Annotated in this window: 15 protein-coding genes; 5 read left to right on the top strand and 10 right to left on the bottom strand. The window is 73.3% G+C overall.

Annotated elements, in window-relative coordinates:
* Nucleotides 1-35: 35 nt before the first annotated feature.
* Complete coding sequence (locus tag ACZ4QV_RS25405) at nt 36-689, top strand: maltokinase N-terminal cap-like domain-containing protein (protein WP_467763438.1); 654 nt, start codon at nt 36-38, stop codon at nt 687-689.
* 68 nt (nt 690-757) lie between these two features.
* Here ACZ4QV_RS25405 and ACZ4QV_RS25400 read toward each other — a convergent pair whose 3' ends face one another.
* The gene (locus tag ACZ4QV_RS25400) at nt 758-1,309 is read right to left on the bottom strand and encodes an EF-hand domain-containing protein (protein WP_361591213.1); all 552 of its coding nucleotides are present in this window, start codon (nt 1,307-1,309) and stop codon (nt 758-760) included.
* Between the two features lie 250 nt (nt 1,310-1,559).
* On the opposite strand from ACZ4QV_RS25400, the gene ACZ4QV_RS25395 reads away from it, so the two are divergent.
* The gene (locus ACZ4QV_RS25395; RefSeq protein ID WP_361881799.1) at nt 1,560-2,240 is read left to right on the top strand and encodes a hypothetical protein; all 681 of its coding nucleotides are present in this window, start codon (nt 1,560-1,562) and stop codon (nt 2,238-2,240) included.
* Between the two features lie 66 nt (nt 2,241-2,306).
* Nucleotides 2,307-2,558: a hypothetical protein gene (locus ACZ4QV_RS25390; RefSeq protein WP_361143256.1), complete on the top strand. Its 252-nt coding sequence runs from the start codon at nt 2,307-2,309 to the stop codon at nt 2,556-2,558.
* Nucleotides 2,559-2,645: 87 nt separating this feature from the next.
* On the opposite strand, the gene ACZ4QV_RS25385 is transcribed toward ACZ4QV_RS25390, so the two are convergent.
* Nucleotides 2,646-3,116 carry a hypothetical protein gene (locus ACZ4QV_RS25385; protein WP_361143254.1) on the bottom strand — a complete coding sequence of 157 codons (471 nt, stop codon included), beginning with the start codon at nt 3,114-3,116 and terminating at the stop codon, nt 2,646-2,648.
* Between the two features lie 237 nt (nt 3,117-3,353).
* Between ACZ4QV_RS25385 and ACZ4QV_RS25380 the strand changes: the two genes are divergently transcribed.
* Nucleotides 3,354-4,766, top strand: a complete 1,413-nt coding sequence (locus ACZ4QV_RS25380; RefSeq protein WP_361143251.1) for an alpha-amylase — start codon at nt 3,354-3,356, stop codon at nt 4,764-4,766.
* A gap of 122 nt (nt 4,767-4,888) precedes the next feature.
* On the top strand, nt 4,889-7,528 hold the full coding sequence (pulA, locus tag ACZ4QV_RS25375) for a pullulanase-type alpha-1,6-glucosidase (RefSeq protein ID WP_467763437.1): 2,640 nt from the start codon (nt 4,889-4,891) through the stop codon (nt 7,526-7,528).
* 355 nt (nt 7,529-7,883) lie between these two features.
* On the opposite strand, the gene ACZ4QV_RS25370 is transcribed toward pulA, so the two are convergent.
* The 8 genes from ACZ4QV_RS25370 to ACZ4QV_RS25335 form a co-directional block, all read right to left on the bottom strand.
* Nucleotides 7,884-8,399, bottom strand: a complete 516-nt coding sequence (locus ACZ4QV_RS25370) for a GNAT family N-acetyltransferase (RefSeq protein WP_361143248.1) — start codon at nt 8,397-8,399, stop codon at nt 7,884-7,886.
* A gap of 43 nt (nt 8,400-8,442) precedes the next feature.
* Nucleotides 8,443-9,159 carry a TetR/AcrR family transcriptional regulator gene (locus ACZ4QV_RS25365; protein WP_361143245.1) on the bottom strand — a complete coding sequence of 239 codons (717 nt, stop codon included), beginning with the start codon at nt 9,157-9,159 and terminating at the stop codon, nt 8,443-8,445.
* 84 nt (nt 9,160-9,243) lie between these two features.
* Nucleotides 9,244-10,338, bottom strand: a complete 1,095-nt coding sequence (locus ACZ4QV_RS25360) for a PDR/VanB family oxidoreductase (protein WP_361143243.1) — start codon at nt 10,336-10,338, stop codon at nt 9,244-9,246.
* A gap of 1 nt (nt 10,339) precedes the next feature.
* Nucleotides 10,340-11,290 carry a metal-dependent hydrolase gene (locus tag ACZ4QV_RS25355; RefSeq protein ID WP_361143241.1) on the bottom strand — a complete coding sequence of 317 codons (951 nt, stop codon included), beginning with the start codon at nt 11,288-11,290 and terminating at the stop codon, nt 10,340-10,342.
* Between the two features lie 80 nt (nt 11,291-11,370).
* Entirely contained in the window at nt 11,371-13,335 is a 1,965-nt protein-coding gene (locus ACZ4QV_RS25350) for a hypothetical protein (RefSeq protein ID WP_361881790.1), read from the bottom strand.
* A gap of 117 nt (nt 13,336-13,452) precedes the next feature.
* Nucleotides 13,453-13,698 (bottom strand): DUF397 domain-containing protein, encoded by a 246-nt coding sequence (locus ACZ4QV_RS25345; protein ID WP_361143235.1) that lies wholly within the window; start codon nt 13,696-13,698, stop codon nt 13,453-13,455.
* A 124-nt stretch (nt 13,699-13,822) separates the two neighbouring features.
* Nucleotides 13,823-14,470 (bottom strand): response regulator transcription factor, encoded by a 648-nt coding sequence (locus tag ACZ4QV_RS25340; RefSeq protein ID WP_361143232.1) that lies wholly within the window; start codon nt 14,468-14,470, stop codon nt 13,823-13,825.
* Nucleotides 14,434-15,783 (bottom strand): sensor histidine kinase, encoded by a 1,350-nt coding sequence (locus ACZ4QV_RS25335; RefSeq protein ID WP_361616208.1) that lies wholly within the window; start codon nt 15,781-15,783, stop codon nt 14,434-14,436. Before ACZ4QV_RS25335 ends, ACZ4QV_RS25340 begins: the two co-directional genes overlap by 37 nt.
* Between the last annotated feature and the right edge of the window lie 67 nt (nt 15,784-15,850).

Genomic DNA, 15,850 nt, shown 5'->3' with positions numbered 1-15,850 from the left:
GATCACCGCCGCCGCTTACGGGAAGGTGCCGGACCATGGCCGTCATCCACCACACCACCCTCTCACCCACCAAGCTGGAACTCCTCACCCCCTGGCTGCCCGAACAGCCCTGGTACGCGGGCGACGGGACCACCCCGGACCTGACCAAGGCCGGCGGCTTCCGGCTGGACGACCCGGAGGGCGAGGTCGGCATGGAGTTCATGGTCGCCACCGACTCCTCCGGCGCCGCACCGGTCCACTACCACGTCCCGCTCACCTACCGGGGCGCACCGCTGCCCGGCGCCGACCACGCGCTGATCGGCACCCTGGAGCACGGCGTACTCGGCAAGCGCTGGGCCTACGACGGCACCCACGACCCGGTCCTGGTGGCCCAGCTCTTCGCCCTCCTCACGGGCGACGCCGTGGCCCAGGCCCAGAGCGTCAGCGACGCCCTCGACCCCACCGTCCACGCGCACCTCGCCGGCACCGGCCACGGCACCGTACCGGGCCCCGCCTCGGTGACCCCGGCCCCGTCCGCCACCGACATCCTCGTCCGCTCCGCCCGCCCCCTGGTCCTGCGCGTACACCGCGTCCTGGCACCGGGCGACACCGACGGCGGGTCCACACTGGGCCACATCAGCGCGACGTGGACCGAGGCGTCGGGGGAGCGGGCCCGTGGAGTGTTCTTGACGGTGCATGAGAGTGCGTGACGGCGCATGAGGTGTCGGACTGACGGCGGCAGACGCGCGCTACGCCGTGCGGCCCGGGAAGGCCGCGCTCACCCGCCGAGCGGTGAACCGAGCAGCCAGTTGCCCGGGGCGTCCGGGTCCGGGCTGAGGTAGAACTCCTCGATGGCCTTGCGGAACTCGGCGTGGCTGATGGCGCCGTCGCCGTCGCGGTCCAGCCGCCGGAAGGCCGGGGCGGAGATCTCCCGGGGGATGTGCAGCGCCTCGTACATCCGGACGTACTCCTCGGTGGTGAGCACGCCGTCGCGGTCGGTGTCGAGCGCCCGCATGAGGGCGTCGACGATCTGCAGCACGACGTGCTCGAAGGTCTTCGGGTCGGTGACGTGCGAGCGCATCAGGCCGATGAACGGCCGGCGGCCCACCCGGCCTTCGCCGTCCGTGCCGCCTGCGTCACGCAGAAGCTCCCACCACCTGCCGAACGCCTCGCGCAGCGCGGCCCGGTTCTCGTGGTCCTCGGGTCGGGCCACCGCCATGAACAGTCCGCCCATCACCTCGAAGTCCTCATGGGTGAGCCAGCCGTCCTCGGTGCGGTCGAACCAGTCGAAGAGGAGGCTGAACTTGCGGTCGAGGGCGTCGTTCGCCATCGCACCCACCGTCCTTCCGCGGGGCGTCAGGGGCGCGTTCCATGCAACTGCCGGTGCGGGGCGCGGTCAACGACGGTTCGGGTCAGGTTGTCCGGGGCGGTCGGCCCTTCGGGGCCGTACGGCGTTCAGCCGCTTCGCGCAGCCGTGTTAGCCGGGTGTTAGCGGAGCGGCAGTTGTGCGCTAGTGGTCCCGGGCAGAGTCGGTGACGTTCCGAGGAAACATGACGTCACCGACTGCACCGGGGGTTCGAATGAGCGCCAGCACCACTGTCCGCACCGCACGTCGCCGTACGCTGCGGGTCGCCGCCGCGGCCCTGGTCGCGGCGGCCGGCCTGTCCCTGACCGCCTGCTCCGGCTCGGACACCACCGGCACCAAGGCCGCGGGGCAGCCGGGCATGGGTACGGTGGCCGAGTCCCGCGACGCGGCCTCGTCCGCGGGGACGCAGTCCACCTCCGCGGGAACGCGGGGCTCCGAGGCCAAGGGGGCCAAGGGAGCCGAGGAAGCCAAGGCGGGGGCGCCGGTCCGCACCGTGCCCCTGGCGGACGGCATCAGCAAGGCGGAGGTCCGCCGGCTCGGTGACCAGCACTACCGGGCCAGGATCGTCGCCCGTGGTGACGTCCTCGCCACGCTGGAGACCAAGCAGCGTGACGCCGGGCTGGACGCCAACGACATGTTCGTCGTGCTGTCGCTGGACGGCAAGGTGCACTCCTGGATGGGCGGCGGACACCAGGGGCCGGGCACCTTCAAGCTGGCGGGCGGTTGGACGGCCAAGGTCACCAAGGTCGGTGAACTGCACTACCGCGCGCAGATCCTCGGCAGGGGAGGCGCGGTGTACGGCACGGTCGAGGCCGACCAGCAGGACGCCGGGGTCGTCGCCAACGGCGTGCCCATCGTGCTCAGCGGCGGTGGGGTGATCAGCGCCCACGCGTAACCGCCGGTGCTCGTCGGGGCAGCTCGGAACGTTGCGGACAAGAGTTCAGAGACCAGCTGGGAGATCATGATGAAGTCGTGGCGTACGCGTATCGGTGTCGGGCTGGCTGTCGGTGCCGCGGCGGTGGCCGTTCCCCTGACCGCCACCACCGCCTCCGCCGCCCCGCCGCCCGGTGACGGCTGGATTCCCGCCGGCGCCGAGAAGTACCCCTCGAAGGGGGAGTGCGAGGCGAAGGAACTCCCGGGCGCCCGGGCGAACGGGTACCACGAGGTGTGGTGCGACGACAGTGAGACGATCATGCCCATCTACTACCGCTGACCGCTGATCGCTCCGTGAAAGTCCGCTGCCCCGGTGTGCCGCACCGGGGCAGCGGACTTTCCGCGTTCCGGGTGCCGTCCGCCGGGATCATCGGTCGCCGAGGAATTTCTCCAGGAACGGGGTGGGGGCGCAGCGGGCGACGGCCGCGCAGGTGACGCACAGGGCGATTCCGGCGAACGAGACGACGGAGAAGTTCCCGACCAGGAGCAGGACGACCACCAGAACAGCGGCCACGACGGGAACCACCGCCCTGACGGGCCGCACCCGTTCCTCCTGGGCGTGCAGCGCGCTCGCGATGTCCTGGCTCCGCCGCCGGCGCTGACGTTCCCGTTCCCTGCGCCACTCGGCCTCCCGCTCGGCCTCCTCCTGGGCTGCCATGCGCTGCCGCAGCTCCGCCATGGCGGATTCCTCCTCGGGGCTCCGCCCCGGCGGCGTGTGCACATGGAGGTCACCCTCGAAGGAGCCGGTCTGGATCACCAGCCCGTGGTTGACCTCCGCGCTGAACACGTTCGTCACGGTTTTCTCGTCGATGTCCCGGCGCCGTATGTCATCCCCCATGCCACCGACGGTACCGGCGCTCCATCGGGAGCACCATCGACCTCCACGCCCGGCGGTACGTGCGGCCGCGAGGCTGTACACCCCGCCGGGCGCGGCGCTTTGGTGGTGGGGACCGCCGGGGCGCCGTGGCACCGGCACGCCGTAACGCCGCTGCAATCTCTTGCGCAAACTCTTGCAACAATCAACCACGGCGGATAGAACAACGGCTGAACACCTCCCACCCCCTCAGGAGGAACCATGGCCCCCACCCGCCGCAGGCACCCCGCGCGCAGACCCGTGGCCGCCGCGCTCGCGCTTCTCTCCGGTGCGGCGGCGGCCGTCCTCGCGCCGCCGCCGCAGCCCGCGAACGCGGCGCCCCCCGGGGTGAAGGACGTGACCGCCGAACTCTTCGAGTGGCGCTACGAGTCCGTCGCGAAGGAGTGCGCGAACACGCTGGGGCCCGCCGGTTACGGCTTCGTGGAGGTGTCGCCGGCCACCGAGCACATCCAGGGCGGCCCGTGGTGGACCTCGTACCAGCCCGTCAGCTACAAGATCGCCGGACGGCTCGGTGACCGGGCGGCCTTCAAGGACATGGTGGACACCTGTCACGCGGCCGGGGTCAAGGTGGTCGCGGACGCGGTGATCAACCACATGTCGGCCGGTTCGGGCACCGGCACCGGCGGCTCGTCGTACACGAAGTACGACTACCCGGGGACCTATCAGCGCCAGGACATGGACGACTGCACCGGGCGGATCACGGACTACCGCGACCGCTGGAACGTGCAGCACTGCGAACTGGTCGGCCTGGCGGACCTGGACACCGCCGAGCCGTACGTCCGGTCCCGGATCGCCACGTACCTGAACGACCTGCTGTCACTCGGTGTGGACGGGTTCCGCGTCGACGCGGCGAAGCACATGCCGGCGGAAGATCTCGCCGCGATCAAGCGGCAGTTGAAGGACCCTTCCGTTTACTGGAAGCAGGAAGCGATATACGGGGAGGGCGAAGCCGTCTCCCCGGCCGAGTACCTGGGCAACGGTGACGTACAGGAATTTCGGTACGGCCGCGACCTGAAGCGCGTGTTCCAGAACGAGAAGCTGGCCTACCTGAAGAATTTCGGCGAGGGCTGGGCCTACCTGCCCTCCGCGCGGTCCGGTGTCTTCGTCGACAACTGGGACACCGAGCGCAACGGCTCCACACTCAGCTACAAGGACGGCGCGGACTACACCCTCGCCAACGTCTTCATGCTGGCCTGGCCGTACGGAGCGCCCGACGTGCACTCGGGGTACGAGTTCTCCGACCATGACGCGGGGCCGCCCAACGGCGGCACGGTCGAGGGCTGTTGGCAGGACGGTTGGAAGTGCCAGCACAACTGGCCGGAGATCCGCAGCATGGTCGCCTTCCGCAACGCGACCCACGGCACGGCCGTCACCCACTGGTGGGACAACGGCAACGACGCCATCGCCTTCGGGCGCGGCGACAAGGGCTATGCGGTCGTCAACCACGAGGGCAGCGCGCTGACCCGCACGTTCCAGACCGGGCTGCCGGCCGGCCCGTACTGCGACGTACAGAGCCGCAGGCCGGTGACGGTGGACGGCGACGGCCGCTTCACCGCCACGGTCGCCCCGAACACGGCGCTGGCGCTGCACGTCGGCGCGCGTAGCTGCGGCTGACCGACGCCCGACGCCCGACGTCCCGCGCCCGGCGCCCGTCGTCCGAGGCGGCGGGCCGGGGCCGCCGGCCACCCCGCCCCGGCCCGCCCGGCACGTCCCGAACGTCCTGAAGGAGTCCTTACGTGAGGCGCACCCTCCGCCGTACCGTCGCAGTCGTGGCCATGGCCCTGTGCGCGGCGGTCCTGCCCGCCCCGCCCCCCGCGAACGCCGCACCGCCACCGGCTCCCGCCACGGCGGCGGCGCAGTGGATCGACCGCGACACCCTGGTCTGGAAAGGCGCCCGGCGGGCGGACGCCCAGTTGAAGTTCGGGGCGGAAGGGGAGGGGCGGGGGGTTCAGCGGATACGGCTCACGCCCAGCGTCCTGACCCCGGACGAGCAGGCCGCGTATCCGCACCTGCGGAACTTCCCGGCGTTCGCCGTCGACCCGCGTGACCGGAGGTTCACCTTCACCGCGCTGCGCGACCGGCTCGTCGCCGTCCAGCCGGACGCCGACGGGCGGCGCGTCAGCACCGGCGTACAGCTCCCCGGTGTACTGGACGACCTGTACGCCCCGGCCGCGGCGGGGACACCGCTCGGCCCGGTCTTCCGGCGCGGCCGCCCCACCCTCTCCGTCTGGGCACCGACCGCCCGCACCGTCGCGCTCGAACTCGACGGCCGTACGGTCCCGATGCGGCGGGACGACGCGAGCGGCGTGTGGCAGGCGCGGGGCACGCGCGGCTGGGCGGGCAAGCCGTACCGGTACGTCGTCACCGTCTGGGCGCCCTCCGTCGGCCGCTTCGTCACGAACAAGGTCACCGACCCGTACGCGACCGCCCTGACCGCCGACTCCACCCGCAGCCTCGTCGTCGACCTCGCCGACCCGCGCCTCGCGCCCAAGGGGTGGGACCGGCTGAAGAAACCCGCCGCGGTGCCGCTGAACCGGGCCCGCATCCAGGAACTGCACCTTCGCGACTTCTCCGTCGAGGACCGCACCTCGCGCCACCCCGGCAGCTACCTCGCCTTCACCGACCGCCGCTCGGACGGCATGCGGCACCTCAAGGCCCTCGCGGACGCCGGCACCTCGTACGTCCACCTGCTGCCCGCGTTCGACATCGCGACCATCCCGGAACGGCGCTCCGACCAGAGCCGCCCGGACTGCGACCTGGCGGCGCTGCCCGCCGACTCCGAGCGGCAGCAGGAGTGCGTCGGCAAGACCGCCGCCCGCGACGCGTACAACTGGGGGTACGACCCGTTCCACTACACCGTGCCCGAAGGCTCGTACGCCTCCGACCCCGACTCGCCACGGGCCCGGACCGGCGAATTCCGCCGCATGGTGCAGGGCCTGAACGCCGCCGGACTGCGCACCGTCATGGACGTCGTCTACAACCACACCGCCGCGAGCGGCCAGGACGCGCTGTCCGTACTGGACCGGATCGTGCCCGGCTACTACCACCGGCTGCTGGACGACGGCTCCGTGGCCACCTCCACCTGCTGCGCCAACACCGCGCCCGAACACACGATGATGGGCCGGCTCGTCGTCGACTCGATCGTCACCTGGGCCCGGCAGTACAAGATCGACGGCTTCCGGTTCGACCTGATGGGACACCACCCGAAGGCCAACATCCTCGCCGTACGCAAGGCTCTGGACGCGCTGACCCCCGCCAAGGACGGCGTGGACGGCAAGGCGGTCGTCCTGTACGGGGAAGGCTGGAACTTCGGTGAGGTCGCGGACGACGCGCGCTTCGTACAAGCCACCCAGCGGAACATGGCGGGCACCGGAATCGCCACCTTCAACGACCGCGCCCGGGACGCCGTACGCGGCGGCGGGCCCTTCGACGCGGACCCGCGCGTCCAGGGCTTCGCCTCCGGTCTCCACACGGACCCCAACGCCTCGCCCGCCAACGGCACCCCGGCCGAACAGCGCGCCCGCCTGCTCCACTACCAGGACCTGCTCAAGGTCGGCCTCACCGGCAACCTCGCCGACTACACCTTCACCGACACCTCGGGCCGGACGGTCAAGGGGGCGGACGTCGACTACAACGGCAGCCCGGCCGGGTACGCCGCCGCCCCCGGTGACGCCCTCGCCTACGCCGACGCCCACGACAACGAGACGCTCTACGACGCCCTCGCCTACAAACTCCCGCCGGGCACCCCGGCCGCCGACCGCGCCCGTATGCAGGTCGTCGCCCTGGCCACCGCCGCGCTCTCCCAGGGCCCGGCCCTCTCCCAGGCCGGGACGGACCTGCTCCGCTCCAAGTCACTGGACCGCAACTCCTACGAGAGCGGCGACTGGTTCAACGCCCTGCACTGGAACTGCCGGGACGGCAACGGCTTCGGACGCGGACTGCCGCCCGCCGCCGAGAACAAGGCCGCATGGCCGTACGCCCGGCCCCTGCTCGCCGACCCCGCCCTGCGCCCCGGCTGCAAGCCGATCAAGGCCGCCTCCACCGCCTACCGCGACCTGCTCCGTATCCACGCCACCGAACCGGTCTTCGGGCTGGACAGCGCCGCCGCCGTGCAGGAGGCGCTCTCCTTCCCGCTGTCGGGGACGGAAGAGACACCCGGCGTCGTGACCATGCGGCTCGGCAAGCTGGTCGTGGTCTTCAACGCGACGCCGCAGCGGCAGCTCCAGCGCCTGCCGTCACTCGCCGGCGAGCGGTACGGCCTGCACCGCGTGCAGGCGCGCGGCGCCGACCCGGTGGTGAAGACGGCCTCGTACGAGAAGCGGACGGGGACGTTCGGCGTCCCGGCGCGGACGGTCGCGGTGTTCGCCGGGCGGTGAATGGCCCTCCTGCTCATGGGCGGCCGCCGCACGCGGCCGCCGCAGTGTGGGGCCGTCCATGGGCCGCCCTGCCCATGGACGGCCCGTCCGCCGACGGCGGTTCCGGGGCCTGATTCCCCCGTGGATCGTCCCCCATGGTTCCCCCATCCGTCCGCCGGAGCGGACTCCATGGGCCCCCGTGATCCCGTGCCCTCAGGCCCCGGTGACACCACTGTGCGCCGTCCGGGAATTGTCCGAAAGCCCTGGCGGCGCCGGACAAAGGGCCGTACAACCCGCCCCGGTTGCACGCCGGACCAGCGCGCGCCGGTGAAGTGCGCCGGGTGTACGCCCCCTGCGCCCGCGCCTACGCCCCTGGTCAGAGCACCCGCTTCTCCAGCAGCGTGACGGTGTACCTGCTCCCGTCCGAGCCCTCCTTCGCCCGCTGCTCGCCGACGACCCGGTAGCCCGCACCCTCGTAGTACGGCCGCAGCCGAGGATTGCCCGACTTGCAGTCGAGGCGGCTCAACGGACGGCCCGCCTCGGCGATCCGCCGCTCGGCACGGGCCAGCATCGCGCGACCGGTGCCCGCCGGCGCCCGGTCGCGGTCGACCATCAGCCGGTGCAGATACCCCGCGACGGGCGGCTGCGGACCCCAGGCGGGCAGATCCTCCCACCACAGCTCCCAGGCACCGGCGACCTCCCCGCCCACCTCGGCGAACCAGACCTCGCCCTGCTCGATCCGCAGCCGGAAGTGCTCCGCGTCCCGCTCGCCCGGAGTCCACTGGTCGATGCCCCGGCCCCGCATCCAGCGGGCGGCGCCGTCGTAGAGCGCGACGAGGGCGGCCACGTCGGCTCCGGTGTCCGTGGCGAGGCGGAAGGTGATCATGTCCATGCGCGGATTGTGCCGCAGCGGCGCCGGCCCGGGCCCGCCCGCCTCAGGACGGCTGCGGCGCCAGCGCCATCAGCCGGGTCAGCAGGTCGCCGAACGGCCCGTCGGACGGCTCGTCGGCCAGCACCCGGCCCAGGACCGCGGCCATCCCCTCGTCGTACGCGGCGCTCACCGCCGCCAGTGCCGCGAAGTCGTGGACCAACTGGCGTTCCAGTTCGCCGCGCGGGATGGCGCGGCTGTCGAGCCAGATCAGCGCGGTGGTCTCGGCGAGCGAGATCCAGGAGCGGACCACCAGTTCCATGCGCGGAGCGGGCCCTTCCACCCCGAGGTGGGAGAGGATCTGCTCGTACGCGGCCTGGCGCACCCCGTCGATCATCGCGCTGGTCCGGCCGGACCCCACGGCCTCCATCGCGCCGATGGACGGACCGCCGCGCATCAGCGCGGAGAAGCCGGGACCGTGCTCCTCGACGAAGTCGAAGAACCGTTCCATCACGCGGAGCAGGCGGGCGCCGAGCGGCCCTTCGTGCGGTTCGACGAAGCGGGCGGCCAGTTCGTCGGCCGCCCGGCGCAGCGCCGCCTCGTACAGACTCTGCTTGCCCGGGAAGTAGTGGTAGACCAACGGCCGGGAGATACCGGCCGCCTCGGCGATCTCGTCGATCGAGACCTCTTCCGGTGCCCGGTGGCTGAACAGGCCGAGCGCCACGGCGATCAACTGCTCGCGTCGTTCCTCGACACCCATCCTGCGGCGCGCCCCGTTGGTCATGCGCACACCCTAACGACCGGGGACGCGCCGCGGAATCGAGCGATCGGAGGCCGGACGGCGGGGCCCCGGCCCCGCGGACGGACGTCAGAGATCGAGCACCAGACGTCCGCCCCGGGCCCGCGAGACGCAGATCAGCATCGAGTCGTCCCGCTCGGCGTCGGTGAGCAGCTCGTCGCGGTGATCGACCTCGCCGGAGACCACCCGCTGCTGGCAGGTGCCGCAGAAGCCCTGCTCACAGGAGTACGGGAGGTTCGGCAGGGCCTGCTCGCGGATGGCGCGCAGGGCGCTGCCGTCCGCCGGGACGGTGACCGTGCGGCCGGTGCGCCGCAGCTCCACCTCGAACTCCGCGTCCTCGCCCGGCGCCGGCGCCGCGACCGGCGCGAACCGCTCGGTGTGCAGGGTCAGTCCGCGCGCCCCCCGCGGCAGCAGCCCGGCCACGGCGTCCATCAGCGGATCGGGACCGCAGCAGTAGACGGCGGCGTGCGGCGGCGCGTCGGCGAGCGCGCCCGCCAGGTCGGGCAGGCCGTCCTCGTCCTCGGCGACCACCGTCACCCGGTCCGACGCCGCGCCCGCCAGCTTCTCGATCTCCGCCAGGAACGGCATCGACGCGCGCGACCGCCCGCCGTACACCAGCCGCCACGGCACGCCCTCGGACTCGGCCTGCCGCAGCATCGGCAGGATGGGCGTGATGCCGATGCCGCCCGCGATGAACAGGTAGGCGTGACACTCCTCCAGCCGGAAGCGGTTGCGTGGCCCGCGCACCTCGACGGTCGTGCCCTCGTGCAGTTGCTCGTGCACCTCGCGCGACCCGCCCCGGCCGTCCTCGATCAGCCGCGTCGCGATGGTGTACGAGCCGGTGTCGGCCGGGCTGCCGCACAGCGAGTACTGGCGTACGGCCCCCGAGGGCAGGACCACGTCGAGGTGGGCCCCGGGCTCCCAGCCCGGCAGGCCGTCGCCCTCCAGGCGCAGCCGTACGACGCCTTCGGCCTCCTCCGCGCGCTCCACGACCAGCAGTTGCAGGGGACCGGAGCGGCCCCGGCCCTGACCGGAGACGGGCTGCTCCAGCGCGGGCATCGGCCACAGCGGCGACCGGCCGATACGCCGGCGCAGGGCCCGCTGGACGACCAGCGCGGCTCCGGCGGCGACCAGGACCGTACGTATCCGGGGGAGGGGCGGCATCTCAGGCGGCTCCTGTCGAGTGCTGTGTCGGGTGCGGTGCCGGGTGCGGTACCGGGCGGTTCTCGGCGGCGGTCGCGGCGGGGGAGCCGGCCAGGTAGGCGGCGGCCTGCTCGGTACTGCCGTACCGCGAGGGGTGGTAGGTGCGGCTGAGGTACTGGGGGATGGAGCGGGCCATGGCGCCGGGAGCGGGCAGGACGCCCTGCCGCCCCGCGCGGAAGAACTCCCTGAAGCTGGCCTTGCCGTCCGGCAGCGAAGGGTCGTTCTCCATGAAGAAGCGGGTGCCGCGCTGCCAGAGGAAGACGAGCGCGGAGAAGGCGGTGGCCCAGGTCCGCACCCGCCGCCGGTACCCGCCGTCCACGTGCAGGAAGAGGTCGAAGGCGACCGAGCGGTGCTCGACCTCCTCGGCACCGTGCCAGCGCAGCAGGTCCAGCATCGTCGGATCGGCGCCCTTGGCGTCCAGCGCCTCCGCGTTGAGCACCCAGTCCCCGAGGAAGGCCGTGTAGTGCTCGATGGCGGCGATGATCGCGACGCGCTCCATCAGCCACCACTGGCTCGCCCGCCCCGGCGGCAGGGTGCGGTCGCCGAGCAGCTTCTCGAAGAGCCAGTCGACCTGCGCGGTGTACGGGGTCGGGTCCAGGCCGAGCCGCTTGAGGTGCGGCAGCACGTCGTCGTGCGCCTGGGAGTGCATCGCCTCCTGGCCGATGAACCCGATCACGTCCTCCCGCAGCCGCGCGTCCCGGATCTGCGGCAGCACCTGCTTGTAGACGTGCACGAACCAGCGCTCGCCGGCGGGCAGCAGCAGGTGCAGCACGTTGATCGTGTGGGTGCTGTCCGGGTCGCCGGGTATCCAGTGCAGAGGGGTGTCCGCCCAGTCGAAGGCGACGTTGCGTGCCCTCAGCGGGGTGTGCTCGGACGCGACCGGCCGGGGCCGCAACGAGGCCGTATTAGACATGGCGTCAATGTACTGGCGGGTACGGGATCGGCAACAGGCCCCGGGCAGGGATTTCCCCCGGCGCCACCTGTTGCCCAGGGCTACCGCAGCCCCGTCACCCGCCCGCCGCTCCGCAGCCGCCCCGACAGCTCCGCCCGGGCGCCCGCCGTGGCCGGTACGGCCAACTGCGAGCCCGCCGCGCGACCGGTGATCCCGCCGCTCGCGCCGACCTCCGTGAGCTGTCCGCTGCCCGCGGCCACCAGCCACCACTGCCCGCCGGGCGCCTTCCACAGGACCCCGGCCAGCGCCCACGGCTCACGCGGGCCGCACCCCGGGCCACCCTCGGACCGCGCCACCACCGTGCCCGGCGCGTACCGTCGGCCGCCCGCGGGCGGCGTCTGGACCTGGGCGAAGGTACGGCTGCCCGCGCCCCGCCAGGTCTCGGCGCGGGTGCACACCCACGTCGCGGCACCGCCCCCGGCGGGCAGTTGCTGCTGTGCGAACGCCCAGGAGTTGACCGTACGGATGCCATGGCCGCGCAGCCCGCCGAGGTGGCACGCCGTGCGCGCCCAGGCCGTACGCGCCTGCGGTCCGTCCGGTGCGCCGGTCCGGTCCGGAGGCCCGGACGTCAGCCGGGCCGGGAGCAGTTCGCCGAGGTCGGTGAAGAGGCCGCCGTCCAGCCGCAGGGCCTGCCAGGCCGTGCAGGCGGTGGCCCGCGCGGGCGTCGGTACGGGGCCGGTCGTACCGTCCTCGCCGAGAGGCAGGGGACGGGCCGCGCCGGTGGGGTCCAGCAGGTCGGCCAGCTCGGCGTGCCCGGTCCAGGGGGCGGTCAGATAGCGGACGTTGCTGTCCGCGCGGCTGAGCACCAAGGCCGTGGCGGAGGTGTCGTCCGCGCCGTCCGCGCGGGCGAAGTCCAGTGCCACGCCGCCCGGCCCGTCGGGGTCGTCCGCCGGTTCGGCGTAGCGCACCACGCGCAGTCCGTCGTACAGGAGCACCACCGCGGCACGGTCCGCCACGCCCGCGTAGAGCAGTTGCGGCGGACCGGCCGCGGGGCCCTTGGCGGTGCCCGGGGTGGCCGAGACCCGCACGTCCGGGCCGGGCCTGGCCCACACGGCCAGCGCGCGCCGCAGCAGCGCCCGGTCGTGCGTACGGTCTCCCCGGGCGGGCCAGGCCGACAGGTCCCGCCGCGTCGCGTTCCGCCACGTACCGGCGGCGGAACGCGTCACCTGGGCGGGGTCCAGGGCGGCCCGCGCTGCCGCGTTCTCGGCGTACGGGGGAGCCGCGGCGCCATCGGGGCCCCGCCCGCCGCCCGGCACGGTCAGCAGCGCACCGCACACCAGCACCGCCGCCCCCGCCAGCGCCGTGCGCGCGTGCCTGCGGCGGCGCAGGAGGTCGGTGGGCCGGGCCTGGAGGGCACAGGGGTCGAACTCGGCGGATTCCAGCAGCGACCGGTCCCGGCCGCCCGCCGCCGGTGCCGTACCGGCCGCCGCGGCGAGCGCGCCCGGCACGTCCTCGGCCCCGGCCGCCTCCAGGACCGCCCGTACGTCCGCCTCACCCAGGCCCTCCAGCGCGCGCAGCACGTACGCCGCGCGGGCCGGTGCGGGCAGTGCCGACAGCGCGCGGTACAGGGTGAGTTCTTCCATGCCGCCGGAGCGGGGGAACAGCCGCAGGCCCCAGACCTGCGGCAGCAGCGGCGGCATCGGGGGCACGGGCACCTCGCGGCGCAGCAACGGCAGCCGTACCCGGGGGTTTTCGGCTGCCAGGGCCGCGCGCAGCACGCGCAGCCGGACCAGCGCGTAGCCGGGGTCGGTGACCGGGCGGCGCTGGGACGGCAGGGCAGGGAGCTGTGCGGGAGTGTCCTTGCGCGGCAGCGCGCGCTGGACGACCGAATGCGCCGTCAGGACACGCCGGTTGCGCCCCAGCGTGGGCGGCAGGACCAGGTAGGCCAGGCGCGTCAGCCGCGGATACTGCTCGACCAGGGCCGCCTCGGCCTGATCGACACCGACGAAGGCGGCCGGGACGCCAGGGCCGTCCGGACGGGCTGCTGTTGCCTGCTGCTGCTCCACGTTCCGTGAAACGAGTGAATCGTGGGATGGTCACTTCGCCCGTCGCGTGCCCCCTCGCTCGGCGGCACACGCCCCTGCGCGGCGGTACGGGGCCCCGCCCGTACCGCCGCGGGCCCGCTACTCCGGGCGCTGCGCGCGGTCGAGGTCGAACTCGCCGTCCCGGGCGCCCAGGACGAACGCGCGCCACTCCGCTTCGGTGTACCGCAGCACCACGTCCGGCTCCTTGGAATTGCGCATGGCCACCGCGCCCTGCTCCAGGAAAGCGATCTCCACCGCCTCCTCGGACTCGCCGGGGGCGCGCTGCCAGGTGGCGCCGGAGATGTCGAGGGCGTAGAGCCACTCCTTGTCGGCTGCGGCACTCATACGGTGAACTCCTCGCTCGCGGTCCGTACGGGTCTGCGTACGGACCGTCAGCGTACGCGGTGGCCGGATGAGCTTCCAGCGGTCCTCCGAGGTGTGCTACAGGAGCCCGGTGGGGCGGGTGGGTTCAGTCCCGGTCCAGGTAGGCCAGCACCGCCAGGACCCGGCGGTTGTCGTCGTCGGACGGCGGCAGTGCCAGCTTCCCGAAGATGTTGGAGGTGTGCTTGGCGACGGCACGTTCGGTGACGACCAGCTTGGCCGCGATGGCCGTGTTGGAGCGCCCTTCGGCCATCAGCTCCAGCACCTCGGTCTCCCGCGGCGTCAGCCGGGCCAGCGGCCGGTCCCGGGACCGGCGGGACAGCAGCTGGGAGATCACCTGCGGGTCCATGGCCGTTCCGCCGGCGGCCACCCGCCGTACCGCGTCGATGAACTGCTCGGCGTCGAAGACCCGGTCCTTGAGCAGATAGCCGACGCCCCCGGTGCCGTCGGCCAGCAGCTCGCGCGCGTACAGATGCTCCACGTGCTGGGAGAGGACGAGCACCGGCAGGCCGGGCCGGGCGCGGCGGGCGGCCAGCGCGCACTGCAGGCCCTCGTCGGTGAGGGAGGGCGGCAGCCGGACGTCGACGACCGCGACGTCCGGCTGCTCCTCGGCCAGCGCCCGCGCCAGGTCGGGTCCGTTGTCGACCGCGGCGGCGATCTCGAAGTCGAATGCCTCCAGCATCCGTATCAGACCGTCTCTCAGGAGGAAGAGGTCTTCGGCGAGCACAACGCGCACGGGATCTCCAGCGTGACCAGGGTGGGGCCGCCCGCCGGGCTGCTGACGGCCAAGATGCCGTCGAATGTACCGAGTCGCCGTTCGAGTCCGCGCAGGCCGGAGTGTGTACCGGGCCGGCCGGGCAGTCCCGCACCGGACCGGCCGGGTGATCGAGTACCTGCTTGGCCGGGCACCCCCGCGCCGTCCGCGGGCGGCAGGACCACGCCGCCCCGGCCGTCGTCGCCGACGGTGAGCCGCAGCCGCCCGTCGGTGTACTCCAGGTCCACCCACGCCCGCGCCGCGTCCGCGTGCTTGGCGGTGTTGGTGAGCAGCTCGCTCACCGAGAAGTACGCGGCCGACTCCACCGGCGCCTCCAGGCGGCCCGGGAGCCGCCCGGTCACCTCCACCGGCAGCGGCATCCGCAGGGCCAGGGCCCGTACGGCGTCGTCCAGGCCGCGTTCCGCGAGGACCGGCGGGTGGATGCCGCGCACCAGGTCGCGCAGTTCGGTCAACGCCTCCGCCGAGGACGTACGGGCGCGGGCGACCAGCTCCTTGGCCTTGGCCGGGTCCCGCTCGATCAACGCCTCGATGGTGCCCAGGTCCATGCCCATGGCGACCAGCCGGGCCTGCGCGCCGTCGTGCAGATCGCGTTCGATGCGGCGCAGTTCGGCCGCCGAGGCGTCCACCGCGTCGTGCCGGGTCTCGGTGAGCCGTGCCACGCGGGCCGCCAGCTCGGCCTTGGGCGGCGTGAGGAACACCGCGGCGAGGCGGAAGTGCAGGGCGAGCAGCTTCGGGTTGAAGCGGGACGCGGCGAGTGCCGCCGCGCCCAGCACCGGCATGAGGGCCACCTGCACCGGGTCCGAGGCGTACAGGAATCCGTACGTCTGGCCGCCGAGGTCCATCCCGCTCCAGACCAGCACCGGGATGACGAATCCCTCGATACCGAACACGATCAGCAGGACCGGAAGCAGCGCCGTGAGGAGCCCGGCCACCATGTCCACCAGCAGCCACAGCAGCTCCCGCCAGGTCGCCGGGTCGGTCAGTACGTGCTGGCAGCGCTGCACCACACCGGGCAGGCCGGGCTGCCGGGCGGGTGGTGGCCGGTAGCCGGCCGGTATGCGGGTCGCCACCCAGTCCTGCGCCCACGCGCGCCGCTGGTCGGCGAAGAGGCGGGTCAGTCGCACGACGTGCGGCAGGGTCAGCCAGCCGAGGCCGATCGGCAGCAGGGCGAGCGAGATGAGGGTGAGCGAGAAGAGCAGGACCGACCCCACCAGCGAGACGGCGGCGAGCCCCACCCCCCGGGCTGCGGCAACCAGTGTTCGGCGGACCCTCATCCGTACGCTCCCTGCGCTTCACGCGCCCGGACGTCGGGCACGGGAACAGTCTGCCGGGTGGAGAAGA

Source organism: Streptomyces sp. NPDC026394 (assembly GCF_055567735.1).
This window is presented reverse-complemented; position numbering and strand designations above follow the sequence as displayed.